This window comes from Sulfitobacter sp. HNIBRBA3233, from assembly GCF_040149665.1.
In the GTDB taxonomy this organism is placed as follows: domain Bacteria; phylum Pseudomonadota; class Alphaproteobacteria; order Rhodobacterales; family Rhodobacteraceae; genus Sulfitobacter; species Sulfitobacter marinivivus.
On the sequence record NZ_JBEFLP010000001.1, the window covers coordinates 2,086,460 to 2,109,688 of the forward strand.

Consider the following 23,229-nt stretch of genomic DNA (forward strand, 5'->3'; position numbering starts at 1 on the left):
TCATCTTCCCAGCAGCAGAGAGTTCGGATTGCGTTCGATGGTGCGCGCCAGTTTGGTCAGCGCATCCGCCGCCTCCTGGATGTCGCGCAGGGTGGATTGTGCCTCGCGGCTCAGTTCGTCGCCGCGGTTGTAGCCTTCGATGGTACGGCCCGCGCGTGCGAAGAGGGCGTTCAGCCGCTCGATCACCTGCGGCAGATCCGCGGCAGAGGTCGAGATACTGTCGGCGGCATTGCGTGCCGAGGCCAGCGTCTGGTTGACGTTCTCGACCGCGCCACCGCGCCGCAGTTCAGCAAGGGTCGCATTGATTTCATCCAGCGCGCCCGCCAGCGCCGCCGGCAGTTCGGCAGTATCGGGGCTGCTGACCAGCGCATCGGCAGATCGCGTCAGGGTCGTCAGCTCGTCCAGCAGGGCGTTCAGCTCAAGAGAGTCCGCCTTGGCCGCCACGGCGCTGATCTGGTCCACCAGTTCCGGCACCCCGTCCACCGAAGAAATCACGCTGTTCGCCGCCTCGGAGGCGGAATCGAGCGTTGCTGACAGCTGCTGCACGATCTGTTGCTCTTCCAGTTCCGCAGCCAGCCCTTCGAAACGGCGCAGCGCCGCGTTGACCGCTGCCGGAATATCCTGCACCTCCTGCGAGGAGACGAGGCCCGACACGTCGTTCAGCAATGTCCGCAAATCCGCCAGCGCGGTCGTCAGCTCGGCGGGCAATTGCGCGGCTTCGGGTGTGCCAATCAGCGCCTCGGCAGATCGTGTGAGGGCTCTCACCTCGGCCAGCAGCCCGTCCAGATCAAGGGAATCCGCCTTCGCCGCGACGGCCTGGATATCGTCGATCAGCGCCGGAACATCCTCGACCGAGGTGGAAACCGCATTGGCGGCTTCCGAAGCGGCATTGAGCGTATCGGTCAGCGTCTGGGCGATCTGTTGTTCTTCCAGATCGCTGACCAGCGTCTCGATCCGTTGCAGTGTCGCGTTGAGCGAACGCGGAATGCCCTGAACATCTTCGGACGTGACCAGCCCAGAAAGATCGGTCAGCAATGTGCGTATGTCTTGCGGCGTTTCCTGCAAATCACGGTTTGAAATCAGCGCATCGGCAGAATTCATCACGTTGATCGCCGCGTTCAGCAGCTCTTCGATCGGCAGCTGGTTGATGCGGTTGAACACGCCCTCGACCGTGGCGGCCGTATCCGACACGCTGCTGTTCGTGGTGGGCATCACGGGCATGCCGAAGCCTGTTGTCACCAGCTGCGCCGGTTCTGGATCTTCCAGATCTACCAACTCGACCTTCATCCCGCCGGTCAGCAGGCTCGCAGAGGCCAGCCGCGCCCGAAGGCCGGTGCTGACCCGTTCGCTAAGGAAGGCAAGCGCCGCATCCGCAGTCACCTCGCCCGGCAGACCGAGGCGGGCAGGCTGTATCGAAAGGACCACGTTCAGCCGCACGCGGCTGTCGCCGAACTGGTTATAGTCGACAAGGCCGGACAGGCTGTCGACGACACCGATCTTCAGGCCGCTCAGCTCGACCGGCGCACCGACGGCAAGGCCGGATACGTTTTCCTCGAACAGGACGCTGATCTGGAGCGGATCGACCTCGGACGCGGAAAACAGGCTGTTACGCGCGGTTTCCCTGTCTGCATAGACCTCGAAAACCTCGCCATCCTGAACCGGCTCTCCACCGGACACGAAGGTGTCAAAGGTGATCCCGCCGCCCACCAGCGTGGCGAGCGAGGAAAAGTCGATCTCGGCCCCCGCCGCACCGATGGATACGCTGAAACCGGAGGTATCCCAGAAACGGGTCGAAGAATTGATCAGGCTGCGGTGCTCTTCGTAGATCAGCCCCTCGACGATGGCGAAGGCTCCGCCACGGGCGATCTGGGCACGACCCAGTTGACCGACCTCGATTCCGCGGAACATGATCGGGGCGTTATCCGTCAGATTCCCGTTCGATGTGGTGCGGAAGGCGATCTGCAACCCACGCTCGCCGGGCTTGATGAGCGGTGACTTGGTCGCGCCAGTGAATTCGGACTGCGGCTGCCCGATCTCGTCGTCCCACGATCCTTCGATGTAGACACCGCTCAGAACCGTCGACAGCCCGCTGACGCCCTGCGCGCTGACCTCGGGCTCGACGATCCAGAAGACCGAACTGGCATCGACGTAGGGCGCGATGTCCTTGTCCAGCCGGATCTCGGCAGCAACACTGGCGAGCCCGGCGCTGAAGCCGATGGACTCCACCCTGCCGACGGTAATTTGGCGGTACTTGAGCTCTGTCTCACCGGCAGAGATCCCTGCCCCGTCCTCGAACAGCACGGTGATCAGCGGCCCGCGCGAATTATAGGACTGCCATGCGACGCCCAGCGCGACGATCAGGGCGAGGATCGGAATGATCCACACGAAGGACGCGCCGGAAAACCTGCGCCGGCTGGCTGGCTTGATGGACATGCTAGGGGGGGTATCAGACATTTTCGGGAGCCTCGTCGTCGCTCGCCTGGGCATCCCAGATCATCCGGGGATCGAAAGCTTGCGCCGACAACATCGTGAAAATTACGGAAAGCGCAAAGAAAAATGCGGCCGGTCCAGGTGTGATCGTTGCCAGCCCCTTGAGTTGCACAAGGGCCGACAGGATAGCAACAACAAAGATGTCGACCATCGACCAGCGGCCAATGAACTCGACCACTTCGTAAATCCACATCTTGCGGTGTTTGGACGCACCCATGTGCCTGCGCCCGACGTGCACGGCCAGATAGGCGACGGCCCAGAACTTGCCCAACGGGATCAGGACCGAGGCGATCAGGATGATCGCCGCAATTCCCCACGACCCGTAGTGGGCCAACTCGACCGCGCCGCCGATGATCGTGCTTTCCTGCGTCTCGAACAGCTGCCGGGTGCGCAGCATGGGGTCGGTGTTTGCCGGAATGTAGCACATGAACCCGACGATCCAGAACGCCCAGACGCGTTGCAGGCTCTTTCTATCACGCGACACCAGCCGCTTGCCGCAGCGCCCGCAGGTCTGCGTGCCCAGCGGCCACGCACGCGAACACCGCGTACAGGCCACCAGCCCGACACTGCGAGCGGTCAGGACTTTTGGGGATGTTCCAGAGAGTTCCATACAGACCATTTACACATGATGCCGTCCTGCGCGATGACGAGGACGACAAGAATACCAAACATCCAGAACGCAGGACCGAAGGTCACCGTCGCCAGATCGGCGACCTTTACCAGCGCGACCGCGCATCCCAAAACAAAGATTTCCGCCATCGACCACGGGCGCATCGCCTCGGAAATGCGGAACGCGCCCATGGCGTGGCGCGCGGGCGGACGGTCGAGCACAACGGGCACGAGGACATAGAGGTTGAGCAGCATCCGCAGCAGCGGCACGAAAAAGATGAAGCCCGCTGTCAGCAGTGCGATCACCAAAAGCGGCCCTTCGGTGAACGACAGCGCCGCATCGAGAACGGAAACAGCGTTGCTCCGCCCCGCGACCGAGATCGACAGGAACGGAAAGACACTGGCCGCGACGATCAGGATAACGACGGCGATAGACACCGCGATGATATGCTTTCCTGCCTTGTGGCGCGGCGCGATCAGCACCTTGTGGCAGCGCCCGCAGACCGCCTTCTGATCGTTTTCCGGATGCTCAAGCACATAGGCGGCATCGCAGACCGGACAGACGATGATCTGGTCCAGCGGCACGCTGTCAAAAGGGGCGGAAACGGTGCTCATCGGGGGACCATAGTACGAAAAGACGCAAAGGTGTACACCCTTCGCACCGCCGATGACCGATGGTCGCAGGGGCCGACCCAAGGGAACAATTTCGGGCAGGAACGTGTTTTTCCGGTGAAGCGTCTAACGCACAAAGGAGAACACAATGACCAAGATTACCGAGAGCAAGATCCTTATCATCGCCGCCAACGGCTTCGAGCAATCCGAACTTGAGCATCCACGCGACGCATTGCGCGAGCGCGGCGCCACGGTGCATATCGCCTCGCCCGACGGCAAGGCCGTGAAAGGCTGGGACGAAGACGACTGGGGCCGCGAGGCGCAGGTCGATCTGAAGATCGCAGATGCCGACATCTCGGACTACGATGCGCTGGTCCTGCCAGGCGGCCAGATCAATCCGGATCTTTTGCGCGTCAACGACGACGCGGTGAACCTGATCCGGCATTTCGGCGAGCAGGCCAAGCCGATTGCCGCCATTTGCCACGCACCATGGTTGCTGATCGAAGCGGGTCTCGTGCGGGGGCGCAAGGCAACATCCTTCCACTCCATCCGCACGGATATGGAAAACGCCGGTGCCTTCTGGGAAGACAGCGCAGTCGTGGTGGACAAGGGCATCGTGACCAGCCGGTCGCCCGAAGATCTGGAAGTGTTCGTCAACGCACTTGTCGAAGAGATCGAGAACGGATCCTTCGGCCGCGCCGCTGCCTGATAGCTGCCAGACACTGTGAAATCGGCCCGCCCCGCTGGCGGGCCTTTTTCATGCGATGCTGCCGTTTTTGCGCAAATCGGCGATCCGCGCGTGGCCATAGCCCAGTTCGGCCAGCACAGCGTCGGTATCCGCCCCCGGCGCAGAGGGCGCGCGCGGCGTGTCCGCAGAAGTGCGGCTGAACCGTGGCGCCGGTGCTGCCTGCGCGACGCCGCCCGGCGCGATGAACGTGCCCCGCTGGGCCAGATGCGGGTGATCGGCGGCTTCGGAAAACCGCAAGACCGGCGCGACACAGGCGTCCGAGCCCGCGAAGATGTCCGACCACTCGTCGCGTGTGCGCTGCGCGAAGGCGGCCGCGTAGGCCGCGCGCCGTTCGGCCCACTGCGCAGTGTCGTTCTGATCGTCCTGATGATCGAGCGGCAGGCCCGCTTTTTCCAGCAACAGCGCGTGAAACTGCGGCTCGAGCGCACCTACGGAGACGAATCCGCCGCATTTGCACATGTAGCAGCGGTAGAACGGCGCACCGCCGTCCAGCCAGTTGGCCTGCCTGTCCTCGCTCCAGCTACCGCGGGCGAGCATGCTGTGGATCAAGCCCATCATCGCGCTGACACCGTCGACCATGGCGGCGTCCACAACCTGCCCTTTGCCCGACACACCACGTTCGATCAGTGCCGACAGGATGCCGAACAGCAGGAACATCGTCCCGCCGCCGTAATCCGCGACAAGGTTCAGGGGCGGCGCGGGCGGGCGGTCTGCGTCACCCATGGCAAAAAGCGCACCGGTCAGCCCCAGATAGTTGATGTCATGCCCCGCGACCTGCGCCCCGGGGCCGTCCTGCCCCCATCCCGTCATCCGCGCGTAAACAAGTGTGTCGGGGCAGTCCTCAGGCCCGAGGCCAAGCCGTTCCATCACGCCCGGACGGAACCCTTCGATCAGCACATCGGCGGAGGCGACCAGATCATGGGCCGCCGCAACGCCCTCCCCGGATTTGAGGTTCAGAACCACCGAGCGTTTTCCGCGGCGGTTGATATCGGTGGGATCGGCCTTGGCGGTTGCGCGATCCACGGCGATCACGGTCGCCCCCAGATCGGCCAGCAGCTGCCCCGCCAGCGGCGCGGGGCCGAGACCGGAAAATTCGATGATGCGCAGCGACGACAGCGGCCCCGCCATCATGCCGCCCCCGGCAACAGGACTTCGCGCGCGCCTTCGGCGAAATCCTTCAACGACAGGGGCCAGACAACGCCGGGCCAGCGCAGCTCCATCTCCTGTTTGCGGGGCCTGTAGACAGCGGTGTAAAGCGTGCCGAAGCCCTGATTGAATGCTGTGGAGTAAAGCGGCGGCTTCAGAAATGCCCCTATGAACTTTTCTTCCGGGTCACGGTGCAGTCGCAGCCGCTGGAGCAGGAAGCGCTCACGCTCGACCGTTGAGGTGAACCGCGCGTGGCTGATCCATTCGACGTTCTCCTGATGGTTTGTCGCCACAGCCGCGCGGGTCACGACCGCAGGGCGGTCCGGCGCCATCATCACCGTCAGGTAACTGCGATTCTTGTCCAGCACCGTGACGTTATAGCTCATATGCGTGGGCACGCGGGCCAGCACCTCGGCCGCCTCTTCGGAAGTTGTGCAGGTCTGCAATGCGTAGCGCAGGATCAGCGGCACGCCAAAACCTTCGCCCACGACCCGCCGCCCACCGAAGGTCAGCGAGATCGAAAGCCCCTTGTCATTCACCCCGTCGACAAGGCCCCAGAGCCCGTCTGACACGCCCATCACGCGCCGCCCCTGCCAGCGCGTGCGCAGCACGAGGCTGTCGAATGCCTTGGGGTTATAGTCGTAATTGCGGACCATGACGGGCTGCTTTCCGGCCCAGATCGCCTGGCTACAGGCCGCGAGATAGGCCGGTGGCGTGTAGAAACTGAGGAACCGCGCGGCGTGGTCCCCGCCCCCCGCAAGCTCGCACAGCTCTTCGTAGAGCGGCACGAGTTCGGGCATATGGGTCTGCATCTGCCGGAGGCCTTCGGCATAGGTCGGGCGCGACGTCTCGCCCTCCCGCAGCCACCAGGCGCGGTAGTCGGACCAGTATTCACGGAAAAGCCCGGCCCACTTTGGACCGGGCAGATCTTCGGATATCGCGCGCCAGTACATGGGCGGCCTTTCCCAGAACAGGGGTTACATGATCTTGAACGCCGGATCGGCGAGGTCGGGTGCCGCTTGTGCCACCGGCAGCGGCTTGCCGTCAACGGCGCGTTTGATCCCGTGGATCCATTTCTTCGCACGCTCGTTCAACTGGAAGCTTTTGGTCATCGACCGCCCCCGTGTCACGAGGATACCGATGTCGGCGCCTTCGTAGCGATAGTCGCCCGGTTGCAGGATCCGCAGGAAGAAGGCTTCGTTCTCGCTCTCTACCGCGCGGCGGTGATAATCGAAGCGGTCGAACACGACCGAACCGTCCTCTTTCATCTTGTAGATGCCGGTTTCGGGGGCCTGCGTGCAGATATCGACACTGTCCTGCGTGTGCTTGATGACCATCTGGCTCCAGCCGTCGATGTTGGCCGGATCGGCCCAGCGCGCATTCAGCTCGTCCACGTCGAGGTTGAATTTCTTTTTCGAGAATTCAAGCAGGTGGAAAAGGAATAGGGGCGCGTCCGCATGGGCAAACGCGGCGTGGTTGGTCATCGAAGACGCACCGGTGATGCGCGGGTTCAGCTCGCCCAGCCACAGATCGCCCGTCTTCTTGTCGATCAGGAAATCGAGCTCGAAATACCCGCGGTATCCTTCCTTGCGCAGCTGTTCACCGAACTTGAAAGTCATGTCGCGGGCCTGCTGGCGGACCTTCGGCGGGAAGGCGGTGGCAAGCATCTCGTTGCCGCACCAGCCGCCCCGGTAGGGCGTCAGCTCCTTGAAACCGACGAGCTCGGTCATCAGCGGACCGACGATCGTGCCTTCCTTGGTGGCGCAGGCCTCGATCGCCGCGCCGCGGCAGTTGATCCGCTTCATGATCTTGATCTCGCCCTCTCCGATGATCTCGGACTCGTGGCGACGGAAGTCTGCCTCGTTCTTGATGAAGAAGGTCGTGTGGCCACTGTCGCCAAAAGCAGATTGCAGCACCAGATCGTGACCGAGGTTCTCTTTCTCGCAGACCTCGCGCAACTGTTCGTAGGACGTGACCTCGGCCAGAGCGTTCGGCACGGAGGGCACGCCGGCCTTGTTGCCGATGCGGACGGTTTCGATCTTGTTGTCCATCGACTGGCGCAGCTTGGCCTTCGGGAACCAGACATCGGCGCCCAGTTCCTTGGACAGGCGTTCTGTTTCCTCGTCGAACATCAGGAAGACGAACTTGGGCTTGCCGCCACGCTTCTTGATGTAGTCGATGACTTCCTTGTGCTGGAGCAGGTAGTTGTTGATGTCCTCGATGGACTGGAACTCTGCGTGCGGCTGCTCGGACGGGACGAAGGTGTTCGGGTGCTTGCCGCTATAGCAATCGATATAGCAGATGTATTTGAAATTCTTACACCATTCGTCGAGGCCCAGCAGGTTGAAGTTTGTGGCCGAGATAAAATAGACGGGGTCTTCGTTGCGGTGAAAGAACCGGCGGATTTCCGAGATATTCTTTAGTACGGTCGCCATGGTGATACTCCTTGTCGGTATTCGTGGGCATTTGCCCTATTTATTCTGCGGCCTTGAGCTTGGGGCTGACCCCGTCCAATGCCTCTTTGGTGAAGACCCTGAGCCCTAGATCGGGCCGGTATCCGTGAATTTCGCTCACATCCAGCGCCCGCATAAAGCTGAGAATTTCCTTGCTGATGACCTGGCCGGGCACGAGGATTGGAAATCCGGGCGGATAGGGGATGATGAATGACGCCGATACGATCTCTTCGCCCCGCTCCATCGCCTCTTTCAGCGATCCGTCGAGTTCCAGATAGTCACAGTTGCGGTCGTCATAGGCGAGGAAGAACGCCGTGCGGATATCCCCTTCCCGGCTGTTGCCGTGGGACAGGAACGCGCGGTGGAAGCGGCTGAAATCGGGCAGCGGCGGGCAGTTTTCCAGCAGGTTGTGGACCCTGCGGTCGAAGGCCATCTTTTCCATCCCGCTCGCGTCGTCGTTCAGATCGTCCAGCGATTTGGCGATCTCGACCAGCACCTCGATCAGGTAGGCAACGGACGACCGTGTGGTGCCGATATTGGTCATGAACAACACGGTATTGCGCGACGTCTTGTTGATCTGGATGCCGTATTTATCCATCAACACCTTGTTCTTGAACGTATCCCCGTCCCAGCCGGTCCCACCGACCAGCAGCGTGACCCGAGAGGCATCGAGGACGAATTCGTCCCGCTCCCAGCACTCCCACAGATCGGTCCAGCCCTGTTCGGTATCGTAGTAGCTGGTCACGCCGCTCTCGCGGTGCTCTTCCGGGATCATATCGCCGGCGGTGAGAACCTTGAAATACTTGCGCAACAGCGGGTGGTCGCTGATCGCGCGGCGCATCGACATCGCCGCCTCGATCTGGCGCTGGACGAACTCGAACCCTTCCAGTTCGACCTGCCGGCGGCCCACATCAAGCGACGCGATGATCTGGTAGTTTGGCGAGGTCGACGTGTGGGTCATGTAGGCTTCGTGGAAGGATTGCTCCACCTCGCCTTTGAAGTCCTGATCGTTGACGTGGATCATCGACCCCTGCCGCAGGGACGTCAGCGTCTTGTGCGTGGATTGCGTCGAATAGGCCCTTACCCGTGCAGTCGGCGGCGGGATCAGACGGGTTTTGATAAGGGTCTCGTGGTCCGCATCCTTCAGCTTTTTCTGCTGCTTCTCGTAGGCCTTGGCATGTGCTTCCGACCGGAACCGGGTGCGCAGAGTGTTGGCCGCGTCCATCGCCGTGCGCTGGCGGTAGGTCGGGCTGAACCGGGCAAAGGCGAACCATGCCTCGTCCCACAGGAAGATCAGGTCCGGCTTGATCGCCAGACACTCCTCCATCACGCGCTGAACGTTATAGACCAGACCGTCAAAGGTGCAGTTTGTCAGCAGCAGCATCCGGACACGGTCCAGCTTGCCTTGGTCTTTCAGCTCCAGCAGGCGCTCTTTGATCTCGCTGAGCGGCACCGCGCCATACATCGAATATTTGCTGAGCGGATAGCTGTCGAGATAGCTGACCTGCGCGCCCGCCAGCACCATGCCGTAGTGGTGCGACTTGTGGCAGTCGCGATCGACCAGCACGATGTCGCCGGGTTTCAGCAGGGCCTGCACGACGATCTTGTTACAGGTCGACGTGCCATTGGTGGCAAAGAAGGTCTGCTTTGACCCGAAGGCACGCGCCGCAAGCTCCTGCGCCTCTTTGATGGGGCCGTGCGGCTCAAGCAAACTGTCCAGCCCGCCGGAGGTGGCCGATGTTTCGGCAAGGAAGATATTCGGCCCGTAAAACGCGCCCATATCCTGAATCCAGTGCGAGCGCGTGATGGATTTGCCGCGGCTGATCGGCATGGCGTGGAACACGCCCGTGGGCTGCTTGGAATACTCGACCAAGGCGGTGAAGAAGGGCGATTTGTTGCGCGCCTGCACACCGCGCAGGATGTTGAGGTGAAGCTCCATGAAGTCTTCGGAATTGTAGAAAACCCGCCGGCAAATCCCCAGATCGAGGCCCGCGATCTCTTCGACCGAACGCTCGGTCACAAGATAGGCGTCGAGTTCGGGACGCACTTTCGCGATCATTCGGCACAGCTCGGGGCCGTAGTTTTCCGGTTGCAGCGCGTCGATCTCGTCCTGCCCCCCTGCGCGAGCCAGATAGCGGGTCAGGATCTCTTCGACCTTTTCGGAATGCAGGGTCAGGCCCGGGCGGACGACAATCGCCTGGATGTTATGGTTGAACATCACCGCGATCAGCGCGTCCTCGATCGACGGCACCACGACCGCCTCGTAGACAAACGGATCTTCGGGGCGGCGCATCGAGGTCACGTTGGATTTCAGCCAACGCTCCTGATGCTCGTTCACACTGTCGACCACCAGCACTTCGAAATAGGGCTTCGACAGGGCGCGCATTTCGGGCGAGTGATGTGCCTCGTCGTCCTGCTCTTCCTGATCGACACTGTCGCGTTCCAGCGGAATGGACCGGCGGCGATAGGCACCCGTGGTCAGCGCGCGGGTGACGCGGTTAACGGCAAAGCTGACATCGTCGAGCTTGCCCTGATCGAAATGCCGCCGCATCTGGTTGAAGGACGAAACACCGGGAAACGCCCAGTAGTGCTCCATCATCGAAAGCGATTCGAAAAGATCGGTCACCGTGGAGCGCAGGTGCGCGCTTTCTGCGGCGCTGGGGTTGCGGGTCAGGGCGGCGGTCGCCTCGCGCAGCGCGCTCCACCGGTCGGAGCGCAGCTGGATCGCTGACGAATATTCTCTCATAGACTGCATCGGTCGTTCTCCGCGTGTTTTGCGGCTGGCCTGATGCACCTTGCGATTCGGGGGCAGCGAAACCGCGGCCCCCGATAGGTACGGCCTAGCCGCTTGATGTTGGCTCGTTATGCGCGGAGCCTGTCAGGACACCGGGCTTCACGGGTGGGTTTGGCGTTCCCGGGGTGGGAACAGCAGCTGTTTCTTGTGTGGCCGGTGCGGCGGTTCCTGCCGTCGGGTTCGGCAAGGGTTCGGGCGCGAAGGCAGGCGGCACCTTGTGGGCAAAGCCCGGCAGGCTGTCCTGTCCGGCAAAGGACGGTGCCTGCGGGACACGCATCGCCGGTTCGGAGGCGTCCAGCCCCGCCAATGTGCCCTGATGCGGCACTTCGAGCGGGCCAAGGGTGCGCAGATATTCATCTGTACCGCTGGTCCGGTCGTAGACCGAGAAATCGGTGGCGCGGTCGCGGAAGGATTTCAGAACCTGCCCGAGGCCCTTCATGCCGGTTTCACGCTGGCGGCGCACCAGATCGAGATCGACTTCGATCGGGAACATATCTTCCTGACCGGCGGACTGGTGCAGCACCATGGATGTCGGATCCACGACGCAGGATTTGCCCACGCCACCGGCACCGAGCCCGTTCACATCAATGACATAGCACTGGAACTGCGCCGCGGTTGCGCGGGCAATGGCCAGTTCGGCATCGCGGTCCGTGGTACCGGTCAGAACCGGGTGCAACAGCACCTCGACCCCCTGGCTGGTCAACTGGCGCGTGGTTTCGGGGAACCACATGTCATAGCAGATCGACAGTCCGAAACGGCCCACTTCGGGCACGTCGAAGACGCAGAAATCTGTCCCGGCGGCGATCCCGCTCTCGTAGGGGCGGAAGGGAAACATTTTCGCGTAGCGGCGAATGATCTCGCCCTCGGGGTTGATCACGAAAGACGTGTTGTAGATGCGGCCGTCTTCGGGATCGGTGATGAACATCGACCCGGGGATCAACCAGACACGGTGCTTGGCGGCCGCGGCCTGGAACTTCTCAAGCTCTTCGTTTTCGGGCGGCAGCGAATAGCGGTCCAGCGGGCCCAGCGGCGCCAGTTCCGAGAACAGCACCATCTGCGTCCACGGGAATCGTGCCATAAGGATATCCAGCCGCTGGATCATACCATCGACGTTCGATTGCAGCGCATTTACGTACATCTGTACGCCCGCGATTGCGAAAGGTGTCATAACTCTTCACTCCGTGAATCCGGGACAATCCCGTTTGGACCTGTCCATACGCCTTTTGGAGGGGCGATGAAACAGGCCAAGCGGGGAAGTGCCGTAACGAAGTTGCAGGTCAGGTATGTCATTTTGGCGCCGGTGATCCCTACGCCGTGGCCCGACGCCCGGCGGCGCGGCTGTTGCGGCCGCGCTGCAGCATCACAACAGCGGCCAGCAACAGAAGGGCCGGAATGAACATCAGGTACTTGCTGGGCTGCGATTGGGGCTGCAACACGCGCAGCACTTCCTGATCCCAGTCAAGCCCCGCGTTCTGTGCAGGCGAATTGAAGGCAACATCGTCAATGATCATGCTGTCCCCATCCTGACGGAAGACCAGCCCGGCCTCTTCCAGACGCTCTTCGCCGCTGCCTGCGGCCCCCATTTCCACAAGCGCCACGAATTCGATGGGATCACCGAAACTGTCGCGCCCCGCCACACGGATGCGCAACGGCTCACCCACGGGGGTCGCCTCGGCGGCGGCAGCGATCTCGGTCGGCTCCGCCTCGATATAGGGAGGCGATACCATATCCATCCAGAACCCGGGACGGAACAGCGTGAACGCGATCAGCAGCAGCGCGATCGTCTCGTAGAAACGGTTCTTGGCAAGGAACCAGCCCTGGGTGGCGGCGGCGAACAGCAGCATCGCCACCGTCGCGATGATGAAGACGAATATACCCTGCGCCCAGGTCACATCGATCAGAAGCAGTTCGGTATTGAAGATGAACAGGAACGGCAGCGCGGCTGTCCGCAGGCTGTAGAAGAAGGCGACAAAGCCCGTCTTGATCGGGTCGCCGCCGGACACGGCAGCGGCGGCAAAGCTTGCCAGTCCGACAGGCGGCGTCACATCGGCCATGATGCCGAAGTAGAACACGAAGAGGTGCACCGCGATCAGCGGCACGATAAGCCCGTTCTGCTGTCCCAGCGTCACGATCACGGGCGCAAGCAGCGCCGAAACGACGATATAGTTCGCCGTTGTCGGCAGCCCCATCCCGAGGATCAGCGACAGCACGGCGGTCAGCGCAAGGATCGCGAGGATATAGCCCCCCGACAGAACCTCGACCACATCGGCCAGTGCGGCACCCACGCCAGTCTGGCTGACCACACCCACGATGATGCCCGCGGTCGCTGTGGCAATGCCGATGCCGATCATGTTGCGCGCGCCCGTCACCAGACCGTCGATCAGGTCAAGAAAGCCGTTCTTGACATCGGTGGCGAACTGGCTTTCGCCGCGGAACATCGCCATCAGCGGACGCTGCGTCAGCAGGATGAAGACCATGTAAGCCGTCGCCCAGAAGGCCGACAGGCCGGGCGACAGACGGTCCACCATCAGCGCCCAGACCAGCACCACCACCGGCAGGATATAGTAGAGGCCCGAACGGATCGTGGGGCCGGGCAGCGGCAGTTTCGTGACCGGCGCATTGGGATCGTCCAGCTTCAGCGGCGGCTCTTTCGATGCGACGCGCAGAAGCAGCACATAGACGAGGGTCAGGAAGGCAAAGATGATATAGCCAGCGGTTTCGGGGAAGGCAGGGCGGATCCAGCCCATGCCATAGTAGACCGCAAAGCTCAGCGCGCAGATGACCGCGATGGTGAAGGCAAGCGACATCAGCCACGCGACCCACGGCTTGGGCTCAACCGGACGCGGCAGCCCTTCCATCCCCGCCTTCAGCGCTTCGAGGTGCACGATGTAGACCAGCGCGATGTACGAGATAACGGCGGGCAGGAAGGCGTGTTTGACCACGTCGAAATAGGCGATGCCGACGTATTCGACCATCAGGAAGGCGGCTGCACCCATCACCGGTGGCATGATCTGCCCGTTGACCGAGGACGCGACCTCGACCGCGCCGGCCTTTTCCGAGGAAAAGCCGACTTTTTTCATCAGCGGAATGGTGAACGTCCCCGTGGTGACCACGTTAGCGATGGAGGAGCCCGAGATCAGACCGGTCATCGCCGAGGAAACCACCGCGGCCTTCGCAGGGCCGCCCTTCATGTGGCCCATCAGGCTGAATGCGACCTGGATGAAGTAGTTACCCGCGCCAGCACGGTCCAGAAGCGATCCGAACAGGACGAAAAGAAAGACGAAGCTTGTCGAGACACCCAGCGCGATGCCGAAAACACCCTCGGTGGTGATCCACTGGTGGTTTACGATCTCGCTCAGGCTGTTGCCCTTGTGGGCGATGATGCTGGGCATCTGCGGGCCAAGGACGGTGTACATCAGAAAGACGCTCGCCACGATCATCAGCGCGGGACCAAGCGCGCGGCGGGTTGCTTCGAGCAGGATGATGATACCGACGACGGCAACCACGTAATCCTGTGTGATCGGCGCACCGACACGGCCCGCAATGTCGCGGTAGAACATGAACAGATAGAGCGCGGCACCGGCACCGGCGAGGGCAAGCACCCACTCCCAGATCGGCACGCGATCCTTCGGAGAGCCGAGGACCACTGTTGCCGCAACGGCCAGCGCGGGGATCGGAATCCACCATGTCGCGGTGCCGTCCTTGGCGCTGATCATGAACAGGGCCGCCAGCGCCAGCGGGACAATCACCCCAAGCGCAAGCTGGAATTTGGTACGCGCCGCCGGAAACACCATGATGCCAAGGAACACGGCAAACCCGAGGTGGATGGAGCGTGCGAGCGTGTCGTTGAAAAGCCCGAAGGGCGACGCGATGTAGAGCTGGAACAGCGACCAGGCGAGCGCGACGAGAAGCAGAAGGATGCCGACCGGTCCGGAAACGGAACGCCCACCGGTATCGGAAGAGGCAACCAGTTCGTCCAGTTCATCCTGGCTTAGGCCACCACGGCTGCCCGTCGCTTCGGTTTCGACCCTTGCAGCCTGCTGCTGGTACTTCTGGTTGTCGTTTTCCTGATCGGTCATCGCTTTTTCCCCTGCGTGAGCCAGGGACGCCTGATGCGCCCGGGCCCCTAGATGTGCCGCTTTGTGCGGTCACAGCCTGCGGCCGGCCCCCTGAGGGCCGCCCGCAGAATTCGCTTTGACAGGTAGCGGCTTATTCGATCCAGCCACGTTCTTTGTAGTACTGCGCGGCACCGTCATGCAGTGGTGCGGACAAACCGGCCGAGATCATGTCTTCTTCGGTCAGGTTCTCGAACGCAGGGTGCAGGCGCTTGAAGCGGTCGAAGTTGTCAAAAACCGCTTTCACGACTTCATAAACCACTTCATCCGCGACATCGGCGGAGGTGACGAAGGTCGCCTTCACACCGAAGGTGTTCACGTCGCTGTCGGTGCCTTTATACATGCCACCCGGAATTGTCGCGGCAGCATAGTAGGGGTTGTTGTCGATCAGGCCCTGAATCGCGTCACCCTCTACCGGGATCAGCTTGGCATCGATGGTCGATACGGCTTCCTGAATGGAACCGTTGGGGTGACCCACGGTGTAGATGATCGCGTCGACCTTGTTATCACCCAGTGCCGCAGCCTGCTCGGCCGGCTTCAGCTCGGATGCGAGGGCGAAATCGTCCAGCGTCCAGCCCTTGGCATCCATGACGACTTCCATCGTGGCGCGCTGGCCGGAACCGGGGTTGCCGATGTTGACACGCTTGCCCTTGAGGTCGTCAAAGCTTTCGATGCCGCTGTCGGCGCGGGCGATGACGTTGAACGGTTCACCATGGACGGAGAACACGGCGCGCAGCTTGTCGAACTTGTCACCCTCGAACTGCGAGGTGCCATTGTAGGCATGGTACTGCCAGTCGGACTGGGCCACGCCCATGTCCATGTCGCCGGCCTTGATCGCGTTGATGTTCGCAATCGATCCACCGGTCGAAGGCGCCGTGCATTTCAGACCGGATGTATCAGAGTTGCGGTTCACCAGACGGCAGATCGACTGACCGACGACGAAGTACACGCCGGTTTGCCCGCCGGTACCGATTGTAATGAACTTTTCCTGCGCTGTTGCGGCAGTACCGGCAACCATTGCGCCAGCAAATGCCAGTGTCTTGAGCATCTTCATAGATGTAACTCCCCTTTTTGTTCGGGTCCCGCGAGATTGCGTTTCCCGTTATGCGGAGAAAGAACCGCCACACCCTCCTTGCGGGAATTTACCGGCGACAGGTGGTCCTCTCCTTCCACCCGCAAGCCTGTTTTGTGGCTCGTGAAGTGAAATCTAAGAGAAAGCCTAGGCAGCTTTGCGCGGATGAGCAAGGACTCTCTTATTTTGATCAAAACCGCGAAAAAATCCAACGCCTGAAGGGACCTGGACGCGGCCCGGGCGGTCGGCGGACCTGCCGCGCAGCTGATCCAAAGCGGACGCAGGGTTGCCAAACGCCCGTCCGGTACGCTCTAGATTGGCCAATCATCCGAGCTTTCCAAAGAGGGGCGAAAATGCGCGATTTATCCAATCTCACCCGCTTCAGCACCTTTGCGGCGGTTGTCGCGCTCAGCGTGCTCAGCCTGCTGGCGGCGGCGATCTGGTCCGCGTGGTTCCTGCTGCCCTTCGCGATATTCTTTGCACTGTCGCTTCTGGGGCTGGTCGATATCAGGCAACCGCACCATTCGATCCTGCGGAACTATCCTGTTCTGGGGCACATGCGCTTCCTTTTTGAGGGGATCCGCCCGGAAATCAGGCAGTATCTGATCGAAAGCGATCAGGACGAGGAACCGTTCAGCCGCGATGCCCGCAGTCTGGTGTACCAGCGCGCCAAGGGACAGGAAGACGCCCGCCCCTTCGGCACCCGGATGCGGGTCTACGATGGCGGCTACAGCTGGGTCACCCATTCGGTGCAGCCCAAACACATCGAAAACACCGATTTTCGGATCACCATCGGCAACAGCGCGTGCAAGCAGCCCTATAATGCGTCGATCTACAATATCTCTGCGATGAGCTTTGGCTCTCTTTCCGCCAACGCCATCTCGGCGCTCAACCGCGGTGCGGCGGCGGGCGGCTTTGCCCATGACACGGGCGAAGGCGGCATCAGCCGCTACCACCGCGAAGGGGGCGGAGACCTGATCTATGAAATCGGGTCGGGCTATTTCGGCTGCCGCAAGGATGACGGCAGTTTCAGCCCCGAAAAATTCGCCGAACAGGCCGCGCGCGATCAGGTCAAGATGATCGAACTCAAGCTCAGCCAAGGCGCCAAGCCGGGCCATGGCGGGATGCTGCCCGCCGCCAAGATCACGCCGGAGATCGCGGAAGCGCGCGGTGTGCCGATGGGAAAGGATTGCATTTCACCGGCGTCCCATTCGGCGTTTTCCACCCCTGTCGAGATGATGGAGTTTCTGGGCGAACTGCGCAGGCTGTCCGGTGGCAAACCGGTCGGTTTCAAGCTGTGTATCGGCCACCAGCGGGAATTCATGTGCATGGTCAAGGCGATGCTCAAAACGGGGATTGTGCCGGATTTCATCGTTGTTGACGGGACCGAGGGCGGGACCGGCGCCGCACCGCTGGAGTTTGCCAATCACGTCGGCATGCCGATGGTCGAGGGGCTTACCTTTGTTCACAACACCCTGCGCGGTGCAGGCATCCGCAACCGGGTCAAGATCGGCGCGGCGGGCAAGATTGTGTCGGCCTTCGACATCGCGCGCGCGCTCGCGCTTGGCGCGGACTGGTGCAATTCCGCCCGCGGTTTCATGTTCGCGGTTGGCTGCATTCAGGCGCAGGCCTGCCACACCAACCATTGCCCTGTCGGCGTCGCAACGCAGGATCCGCTGCGTGCCCGCGCGCTTGATCCGGTTCACAAATCCGTCCGCGTGGCGCGGTTCCACCGCGAGACAATGATCGCACTGGGCGAGATGACCGGCGCTGCGGGCCTGTCGCAACCCTGCGAGTTTCTGCCCCACCACCTGATGATGCGGCAGTCAGATCGTTCGATGGTTCAGGGCAACCACGCCTATCCCTACCTGCCCGAAGGCTTTCTCGTCGATCCGGACGCAGCCGACCACATGGGATACAAGGAACGCTGGTCGCGCGCGAATGCGGAATCGTTTCAACCGCCCGAAACCGCCGCGGTCTGAGCACAGCCCAGCGCGCCGAACGCGGCGGTCAGGTCTTCTGGAGCGTCCATCGGCGGTGCGCGCAGTACCCTAGCGGCGCGGGCGCAGACCCGCAGAAGCGTACCTGCCTGCGGCATCTGCGCTTCGCGGTCGTAGCCCAGCACCGGGGTTCCGGACAGGGCCCATGTTTCGGACGCGACCGGCCCCGACGCGTAGCCCTCCCATATCTCGAGGTCCACAGGGCCACCGAAGATTCCCCGGCTCATCAGTTGCACGCGCAGCCCCTCGCCCGCCGGTGTGCCTGTGACCAGCCAGACGTCCGCACCCGTGTCATCGTCGGGCAGGGTCGCACCGATGATGGTACTGCCCCCGATAACCGGAAGTCCGGCTTCCCCAATGTCGGCGAAAACACCCGTGAGCATCGCGATGCCATTCGCATCAAGCGGGGTCAGACGTGTCGTGATGACCTTTCCGCCACTCCAGAGCCCGCTGAAGGCAGCCCATGTGCCATCGTCAACCCTGCCACTCGGGGGGATATGGACGCGCGTGCCCATCACCCGGGCCTCTTCCGTGCCGGTTTTCTCAACCGGTCCGGCCACGGCGAAAACCGCCAGTATCCGTTGCGCGTGCAGCAACCCGTTTTCGAGCGTTGCCCGGATCGCCAGCGTATCGCCCACGGCAATCCGGTGATCGGGGCCAAGCGGGCTGAGCGGCTTTACCGCTTCGGGATTGGCAATGGCCCGGCCCGCCACGACCAACGGATCGGTCCGTTCGACCACGCCAAATATCCCCACGGCGAGCGGCGTCTCGTCGGCCCTCGCACCTGAGCCGCCGATAAGAAGGACAACAAGGAGTGCTGCGCGTAGCATCATGGCAATATCCGCCGAACCCGCCCCCAGAAAAGAGAAAAGCGCGCGCAGGTCAGTCCCGCACGCGCTTTCCTCGATCGTATCGTCGCCGTCTATCTTACAGAACGCCGTCCGCGACTGCGGCTTTCAGCGCCTCTTCAAAGATCGCCAGACCTTCGTCGATGATCTCGTCCTCGGCGGTCAGCGGCACCATCACGCGCACTGCGTTGCTATGCATGCCGCAGCTCAGCAGCAGCAGACCACGCTCGAGCGCGTGCGCGATCAGCCGTTTGGTCAGCGCGGCATCGGGTGCGCCGCTTTCGAAATCCGTCACGAATTCGACCGCGACCATCGCGCCAATCCCGCGAATGTCCCACATCCGGAACGGAGCGGCGCGCGCGCCGATCTCGGCAAAGCGCGCTTTCAGCTTGTCACCCATCGCGGTGGAGCGTTCGAGAAGCTCTTCCTGCTCGAGCGCGTCGATGGCGGCCAGCGCCGCCGCACAGGCAACGGGGTTGCCGCCGTATGTGCCGCCCAGACCGCCGGGATCCATCGCATCCATCACTTCGGACCGGCCGATAACACCCGCCAGCGGGTATCCACCCGCCATGGATTTCGCCACGGTGATAAGGTCAGGCTCGACCCCTGTGTGTTCGATCGCGAACCAGGTGCCGGTCCGGCCAAAGCCCGCCTGCACCTCGTCGGCGATCAACAGGATACCGTGCTGGTCGCAAATCTCGCGCAGGGCGACCATCATCTCTGTCGGCACGGGGATGTAACCGCCTTCGCCCAGAACAGGTTCGATGATGATCGCGGCAACGCGATCCGGCTGTGCATCGGTCAGGAAGAGGTTCTTCAGACCTGTCAGCGCGTCCTCGACGGTGATGCCGTCACGCAGGGACGGGAACGGCGCGCGGAACACATCCGCAGGGAAAGGACCGACGTTCTTCTTGTAGGGGGTGACCTTGCCCGTCAGGCCCAGCGTCAGCAGGGTACGGCCATGGTAGCTGCCGGTGAAAGCGATCACGCCCGGCCGGCCCGTTGCCGCGCGCGCGATCTTGACCGCGTTCTCGACGGCTTCGGCGCCTGTGGTGACCAGAAGGGTCTTCTTGGGGCTGTCGCCGGGGGCCAGTGCGTTCAGACGCTCTGCCAGTTCGATGTAGGGAGCGTAGGGAACGACCTGAAAGGATGTGTGCGTAAACAGGTCTTCCTGCGCCTTCGCCGCTGCGATGACGGAGGCGTGACGGTGACCAGTGTTGAGAACCCCGATACCGCCGACGAAATCGATGTAGCGGTTCCCTTCGACATCCCAAAGCTCGGCGTTTTCGGCGCGCGCAGCATAGACACCGGGCGCAGCGGACGCGACACCGCGCGGCACGGCAGCGTCGCGGCGGGCCACAAGATCAGCGTTGGTATAGGTCTTTGGGGCCGCTGTTTCCACGATCGAGATATTCGGCTGTTTTTTCGCGCCTTTGCGGGTCGCACGCTTTGCAGTACTGGCCATTGCGGTATCCTAGAATCAAGAGAAATCGGACGCGGCACTTTGCGCGTTTAAAAAATCCTTCGCGCCGTTTAAATTAATTGTCAATCGGGAAGATCTGGCGTCTTGCGTTTTTCCGCCGGCAGTGGTGATCTCTGCAAAAGCGCGCCGCTTGAGGCGCTGTATTTCCGACGAAGGATGCCTCTCTTGGACATTGGTCAGCGACTTCGGGAAATCCGCATTCAGCGGGGTTTGTCCCAACGCGAGCTAGCTTCCCGCGCGGGTCTGACCAACGGGACGATCTCCTTGATCGAGACCGATAAAACCAGCCCGTCGGTCGCCTCTCTCAAGAGCCTTCTGGATGCGATACCGATCTCGATGGCCGAATTCTTCGGATCCATCGAGGATCCTGATCTGCCAAAGGTATTCTACAGGGCGAACGAGTTCACCGATCTTGCGCCCGACGGTCCGGGCCAGGTGTCCCTGCGTCAATTGGGCAACGCCCGGGAGCATCTTTTGCAGGTGCTCCACGAGACATACCCGCCCGGCGCCGACACCGGACCGGAATTCCTGTCGCATGACGGTGAAGAAGCGGGAATCGTGACGCGGGGCCAGATCGAAGTGACCGTGGGCGATGCGGTCGCGATCCTGGAAACGGGGGATGGCTATCTCTTCGACAGCCGCCTGCCGCACCGGTTTCGCAACGTCTCGACGTCTCCCTGCGAGATCGTCAGCGCCCTTACTCCGCCCGTATTCTGAACGCAGCGCACGAAAAATCCCACGGATTGCTCCGTGGGATTCAAATCGTTGGCAGTGACGTCAGCGTTTTGACTGGCTACGGGATCCACCGTTCGCGTTGGGGCTGTAGCTGTCGTCGAGCCGGCGATCCGTTGAGTTTCGCGTGTTGGTCATTGCGATCACAACACCGGCCACTAGCGTCAGGACCATGAGGCCGCCTAGGAACATTTCAGTCGTCATAGCATCCTCCTTTCCTGAACGTTCAAAGATACAACGAGCCGTTTCTGAGCTTGGTTCCACGAAACCCACAGAATTCGACGTGAATGTTGCGCGTTTGCAAAACTTGGCTCCGCACCTTCATACAACCCAAAGGTTAAGGTGCAGTAATTTCAAGGCGTTGAAGGGGTGCGGATTGCGCCTCCACACCTTTCACGGGAGTAAAAAAATCTTACTCCGCCGGGCAAAAAACCGGTGAAATTAATAGTCGTACACAATCTTATCCTTAAGCGGGACGGGGAAGTTCAATTCAAGCGTGTAGGTCTCACCCTCTTCAATGATTTCCAGCTCCCCGTTGAGCTGGCGGGCGAAGGCGTGGATCAGCCGCGACCCCAGTCCGGTGCCCCGATCGTCGACTGTGCCGCCGGTCGTATTGAGCACGCGAAGCTGCGCACGTTCGCTGGCGATGTATTTCAACCCGATCTCGATCCGGCAGTCGCCGGGGCGATCCTGCGGCGCGTATTTCAGTGCGTTCGTGACCGCTTCGGACACCAGTAGCGTGAGCGGCGCGGCGTCATCGGGACCGATCATGATGTTATCGTAATCCTGCACGACAGAGATCCCGGCAGAGCTGGACAGACCCACAGCCAGATTGCGGCTTACAATCTCGCGGATCAGGTGCCCGCCGTCGACGCGGGTCATCTCGTCGCCCTGATAGAGGTTCTTGTGCACGGTGGCGAGGCTGAGGATACGGTCCTGCAACCGCTGGAGGACAAAGCGGTTCTCGTCGGTCGGGGCCTGCCGGATCTGCATGTTCATGATCGAGGAGATCAGCTGAAGGTTGTTCTTCACGCGGTGGTGGACTTCCTTGAGCAGAATGTTCTTGGCGCGCAGGCTGTCCTCAAGCTTGGCCTCGTCCTGCAGAATGGAATTTGCCATGCCCAAAAAGGCGGACTCCATCGCAAAGATCTCGTGCGGAACGTTTTCGCCCAGTACCTTGCGCGGCAAGGTCCGGTTCAGGGCGAAGTGGCGCATTTGGCGGCCAAGCTTGCGGATGTGTTTGATGGCGAGCCGGTTGAGCGCCCAGAATGCCACGATCAGGCTGGATGCCCACATCGCGAAAGGCAGCAAAGCCGACAGGCGACCGGAGAAATCGGTCTGAAGCAGCGGTGTGTTGGGGGACCAGCTGCTCAGGGCAAAGACCGATCCCGAGACGAGCGGCACCACGGCATAGATGCGCTCTGCACCCGCCGTGCTTGTCCCGCTGAATACCTGGCGTTTGTTGGCGGTCAGCTGGGCAAGCTCGTAACCGGTGGGGAGCTCTTTTTTCGCAACCGTGCGATCCTGCTCGGACGTCAGGATATCGCCCCTTGCGTTGAACGTGATCAGCGAAAGCGGTCCGGCGGAAGCTATTTCGTCCACCGGTTGTTCCAGCTCGTTCCGGCTGAGCGAGATGGCGACAAGCCCGATCAACGTGCCGTCGTCGAACACCGGCACGTTCACCAGAACCACCGGAATGCCTGTCACCGCGCCCACCTCGACCGTCGAGATCGAGCGCTGGCCGCTCTCCAGAGCTTCTGCCAGAGTTTCACTTTCAGACAGATCCATCGGCTTGAACGTCGACGAGCATTCCATCATCCCGTTGACTTCGATAAATCCCACGAACCGGTACAGGCTGGATCCACCCTTGTAGGAGTTCAGGAATTTCGAACATTCCTCGGGATCATCGCGCACCAGCTTGATGATCGAGGCGAGCGCTTCCGCGGCCCCTACCGCTTCCTGCATCGCCGTCCGTTCGGTCGCGCTTGCCTGTTCCGTGACAGCAATGAGCGACAGTTCGGCCGCGTCGCGGCTGCGGTCCGCAATTTCGCGGTTCTGAAGCACGGCAATCAACCCCAAGGGAAGAAGCGCGAGCGACAGAAAAAGGAGGACCCGAAATGCGAGCCC

General features: G+C 61.8%; 17 protein-coding genes. 3 read left to right on the forward strand and 14 right to left on the reverse strand.

Annotated elements, in window-relative coordinates:
- Genes ABMC89_RS10300 through ABMC89_RS10310 form a run of 3 tightly spaced genes read right to left on the reverse strand, consistent with a single transcriptional unit; the run spans nucleotide 1 to nucleotide 3,714 of the window.
- Nucleotides 1–2,433 (reverse strand): MlaD family protein, encoded by a 2,433-nt coding sequence (locus ABMC89_RS10300; protein ID WP_349567836.1) that lies wholly within the window; start codon nucleotides 2,431–2,433, stop codon nucleotides 1–3.
- A 13-nt stretch (nucleotides 2,434–2,446) separates the two neighbouring features.
- Nucleotides 2,447–3,109 (reverse strand): paraquat-inducible protein A, encoded by a 663-nt coding sequence (locus ABMC89_RS10305; protein ID WP_349567838.1) that lies wholly within the window; start codon nucleotides 3,107–3,109, stop codon nucleotides 2,447–2,449.
- On the reverse strand, nucleotides 3,067–3,714 hold the full coding sequence (locus ABMC89_RS10310) for a paraquat-inducible protein A (RefSeq protein ID WP_349567840.1): 648 nt from the start codon (nucleotides 3,712–3,714) through the stop codon (nucleotides 3,067–3,069). The genes ABMC89_RS10305 and ABMC89_RS10310 overlap by 43 nt, the downstream gene beginning before the upstream one ends.
- Before the next feature lie 145 nt (nucleotides 3,715–3,859).
- Here ABMC89_RS10310 and ABMC89_RS10315 point away from each other — a divergent pair, with 145 nt between their 5' ends.
- Nucleotides 3,860–4,420 carry a type 1 glutamine amidotransferase domain-containing protein gene (locus ABMC89_RS10315; protein WP_349567842.1) on the forward strand — a complete coding sequence of 187 codons (561 nt, stop codon included), beginning with the start codon at nucleotides 3,860–3,862 and terminating at the stop codon, nucleotides 4,418–4,420.
- Between the two features lie 48 nt (nucleotides 4,421–4,468).
- Here ABMC89_RS10315 and ABMC89_RS10320 read toward each other — a convergent pair whose 3' ends face one another.
- The 7 genes from ABMC89_RS10320 to ABMC89_RS10350 form a co-directional block, all read right to left on the reverse strand.
- Nucleotides 4,469–5,587, reverse strand: coding sequence for a CaiB/BaiF CoA transferase family protein (locus ABMC89_RS10320; protein ID WP_349567844.1), 1,119 nt, complete (start codon nucleotides 5,585–5,587; stop codon nucleotides 4,469–4,471).
- Entirely contained in the window at nucleotides 5,587–6,558 is a 972-nt protein-coding gene (locus ABMC89_RS10325; protein ID WP_349567845.1) for a C45 family autoproteolytic acyltransferase/hydrolase, read from the reverse strand. The genes ABMC89_RS10320 and ABMC89_RS10325 overlap by 1 nt, the downstream gene beginning before the upstream one ends.
- Before the next feature lie 24 nt (nucleotides 6,559–6,582).
- The gene (locus ABMC89_RS10330; protein WP_349567846.1) at nucleotides 6,583–8,040 is read right to left on the reverse strand and encodes a biotin carboxylase; all 1,458 of its coding nucleotides are present in this window, start codon (nucleotides 8,038–8,040) and stop codon (nucleotides 6,583–6,585) included.
- Nucleotides 8,041–8,080: 40 nt separating this feature from the next.
- Entirely contained in the window at nucleotides 8,081–10,813 is a 2,733-nt protein-coding gene (locus ABMC89_RS10335) for an aminotransferase class I/II-fold pyridoxal phosphate-dependent enzyme (protein WP_349567847.1), read from the reverse strand.
- A gap of 85 nt (nucleotides 10,814–10,898) precedes the next feature.
- Nucleotides 10,899–12,020 carry a carbon-nitrogen hydrolase family protein gene (locus ABMC89_RS10340; protein ID WP_349567848.1) on the reverse strand — a complete coding sequence of 374 codons (1,122 nt, stop codon included), beginning with the start codon at nucleotides 12,018–12,020 and terminating at the stop codon, nucleotides 10,899–10,901.
- A 139-nt stretch (nucleotides 12,021–12,159) separates the two neighbouring features.
- On the reverse strand, nucleotides 12,160–14,931 hold the full coding sequence (locus ABMC89_RS10345; protein ID WP_349567849.1) for a TRAP transporter permease: 2,772 nt from the start codon (nucleotides 14,929–14,931) through the stop codon (nucleotides 12,160–12,162).
- A gap of 130 nt (nucleotides 14,932–15,061) precedes the next feature.
- Nucleotides 15,062–16,021 (reverse strand): TAXI family TRAP transporter solute-binding subunit, encoded by a 960-nt coding sequence (locus tag ABMC89_RS10350; protein ID WP_349567850.1) that lies wholly within the window; start codon nucleotides 16,019–16,021, stop codon nucleotides 15,062–15,064.
- 371 nt (nucleotides 16,022–16,392) lie between these two features.
- Between ABMC89_RS10350 and ABMC89_RS10355 the strand changes: the two genes are divergently transcribed.
- The gene (locus ABMC89_RS10355) at nucleotides 16,393–18,021 is read left to right on the forward strand and encodes an FMN-binding glutamate synthase family protein (RefSeq protein WP_349567851.1); all 1,629 of its coding nucleotides are present in this window, start codon (nucleotides 16,393–16,395) and stop codon (nucleotides 18,019–18,021) included.
- Here ABMC89_RS10355 and ABMC89_RS10360 read toward each other — a convergent pair.
- On the reverse strand, nucleotides 17,994–18,872 hold the full coding sequence (locus ABMC89_RS10360; protein WP_349567852.1) for a hypothetical protein: 879 nt from the start codon (nucleotides 18,870–18,872) through the stop codon (nucleotides 17,994–17,996). The two genes, ABMC89_RS10355 and ABMC89_RS10360, sit on opposite strands and share 28 nt — an antisense overlap.
- A gap of 94 nt (nucleotides 18,873–18,966) precedes the next feature.
- Nucleotides 18,967–20,352 (reverse strand): 4-aminobutyrate--2-oxoglutarate transaminase, encoded by a 1,386-nt coding sequence (gabT, locus tag ABMC89_RS10365; RefSeq protein ID WP_349567853.1) that lies wholly within the window; start codon nucleotides 20,350–20,352, stop codon nucleotides 18,967–18,969.
- A gap of 174 nt (nucleotides 20,353–20,526) precedes the next feature.
- On the opposite strand from gabT, the gene ABMC89_RS10370 reads away from it, so the two are divergent.
- Complete coding sequence (locus ABMC89_RS10370) at nucleotides 20,527–21,087, forward strand: cupin domain-containing protein (RefSeq protein ID WP_349567854.1); 561 nt, start codon at nucleotides 20,527–20,529, stop codon at nucleotides 21,085–21,087.
- Between the two features lie 60 nt (nucleotides 21,088–21,147).
- Here ABMC89_RS10370 and ABMC89_RS10375 read toward each other — a convergent pair whose 3' ends face one another.
- Both ABMC89_RS10375 and ABMC89_RS10380 read right to left on the reverse strand, forming a co-directional pair.
- Nucleotides 21,148–21,306 carry a hypothetical protein gene (locus tag ABMC89_RS10375; protein ID WP_349567855.1) on the reverse strand — a complete coding sequence of 53 codons (159 nt, stop codon included), beginning with the start codon at nucleotides 21,304–21,306 and terminating at the stop codon, nucleotides 21,148–21,150.
- Nucleotides 21,307–21,543: 237 nt separating this feature from the next.
- Nucleotides 21,544–23,166, reverse strand: coding sequence for a histidine kinase dimerization/phosphoacceptor domain -containing protein (locus ABMC89_RS10380; protein WP_349567856.1), 1,623 nt, complete (start codon nucleotides 23,164–23,166; stop codon nucleotides 21,544–21,546).
- Between the last annotated feature and the right edge of the window lie 63 nt (nucleotides 23,167–23,229).

Coding starts and splice junctions, on each gene's coding strand:
- ABMC89_RS10340 (WP_349567848.1), bottom strand. CDS start 12,020: ATGACACCTTTCGCAATCGCGGGCGTACAGATGTACGTAAATGCGCTG.
- ABMC89_RS10305 (WP_349567838.1), bottom strand. CDS start 3,109: ATGGTCTGTATGGAACTCTCTGGAACATCCCCAAAAGTCCTGACCGCT.
- ABMC89_RS10370 (WP_349567854.1), top strand. CDS start 20,527: ATGCCTCTCTTGGACATTGGTCAGCGACTTCGGGAAATCCGCATTCAG.
- ABMC89_RS10310 (WP_349567840.1), bottom strand. CDS start 3,714: ATGAGCACCGTTTCCGCCCCTTTTGACAGCGTGCCGCTGGACCAGATC.
- ABMC89_RS10325 (WP_349567845.1), bottom strand. CDS start 6,558: ATGTACTGGCGCGCGATATCCGAAGATCTGCCCGGTCCAAAGTGGGCC.
- ABMC89_RS10350 (WP_349567850.1), bottom strand. CDS start 16,021: ATGAAGATGCTCAAGACACTGGCATTTGCTGGCGCAATGGTTGCCGGT.
- ABMC89_RS10315 (WP_349567842.1), top strand. CDS start 3,860: ATGACCAAGATTACCGAGAGCAAGATCCTTATCATCGCCGCCAACGGC.
- ABMC89_RS10360 (WP_349567852.1), bottom strand. CDS start 18,872: ATGATGCTACGCGCAGCACTCCTTGTTGTCCTTCTTATCGGCGGCTCA.
- ABMC89_RS10355 (WP_349567851.1), top strand. CDS start 16,393: ATGCGCGATTTATCCAATCTCACCCGCTTCAGCACCTTTGCGGCGGTT.
- ABMC89_RS10330 (WP_349567846.1), bottom strand. CDS start 8,040: ATGGCGACCGTACTAAAGAATATCTCGGAAATCCGCCGGTTCTTTCAC.
- ABMC89_RS10300 (WP_349567836.1), bottom strand. CDS start 2,433: ATGTCCATCAAGCCAGCCAGCCGGCGCAGGTTTTCCGGCGCGTCCTTC.
- ABMC89_RS10345 (WP_349567849.1), bottom strand. CDS start 14,931: ATGACCGATCAGGAAAACGACAACCAGAAGTACCAGCAGCAGGCTGCA.
- ABMC89_RS10375 (WP_349567855.1), bottom strand. CDS start 21,306: ATGACGACTGAAATGTTCCTAGGCGGCCTCATGGTCCTGACGCTAGTG.
- ABMC89_RS10335 (WP_349567847.1), bottom strand. CDS start 10,813: ATGCAGTCTATGAGAGAATATTCGTCAGCGATCCAGCTGCGCTCCGAC.
- ABMC89_RS10320 (WP_349567844.1), bottom strand. CDS start 5,587: ATGGCGGGGCCGCTGTCGTCGCTGCGCATCATCGAATTTTCCGGTCTC.
- gabT (WP_349567853.1), bottom strand. CDS start 20,352: ATGGCCAGTACTGCAAAGCGTGCGACCCGCAAAGGCGCGAAAAAACAG.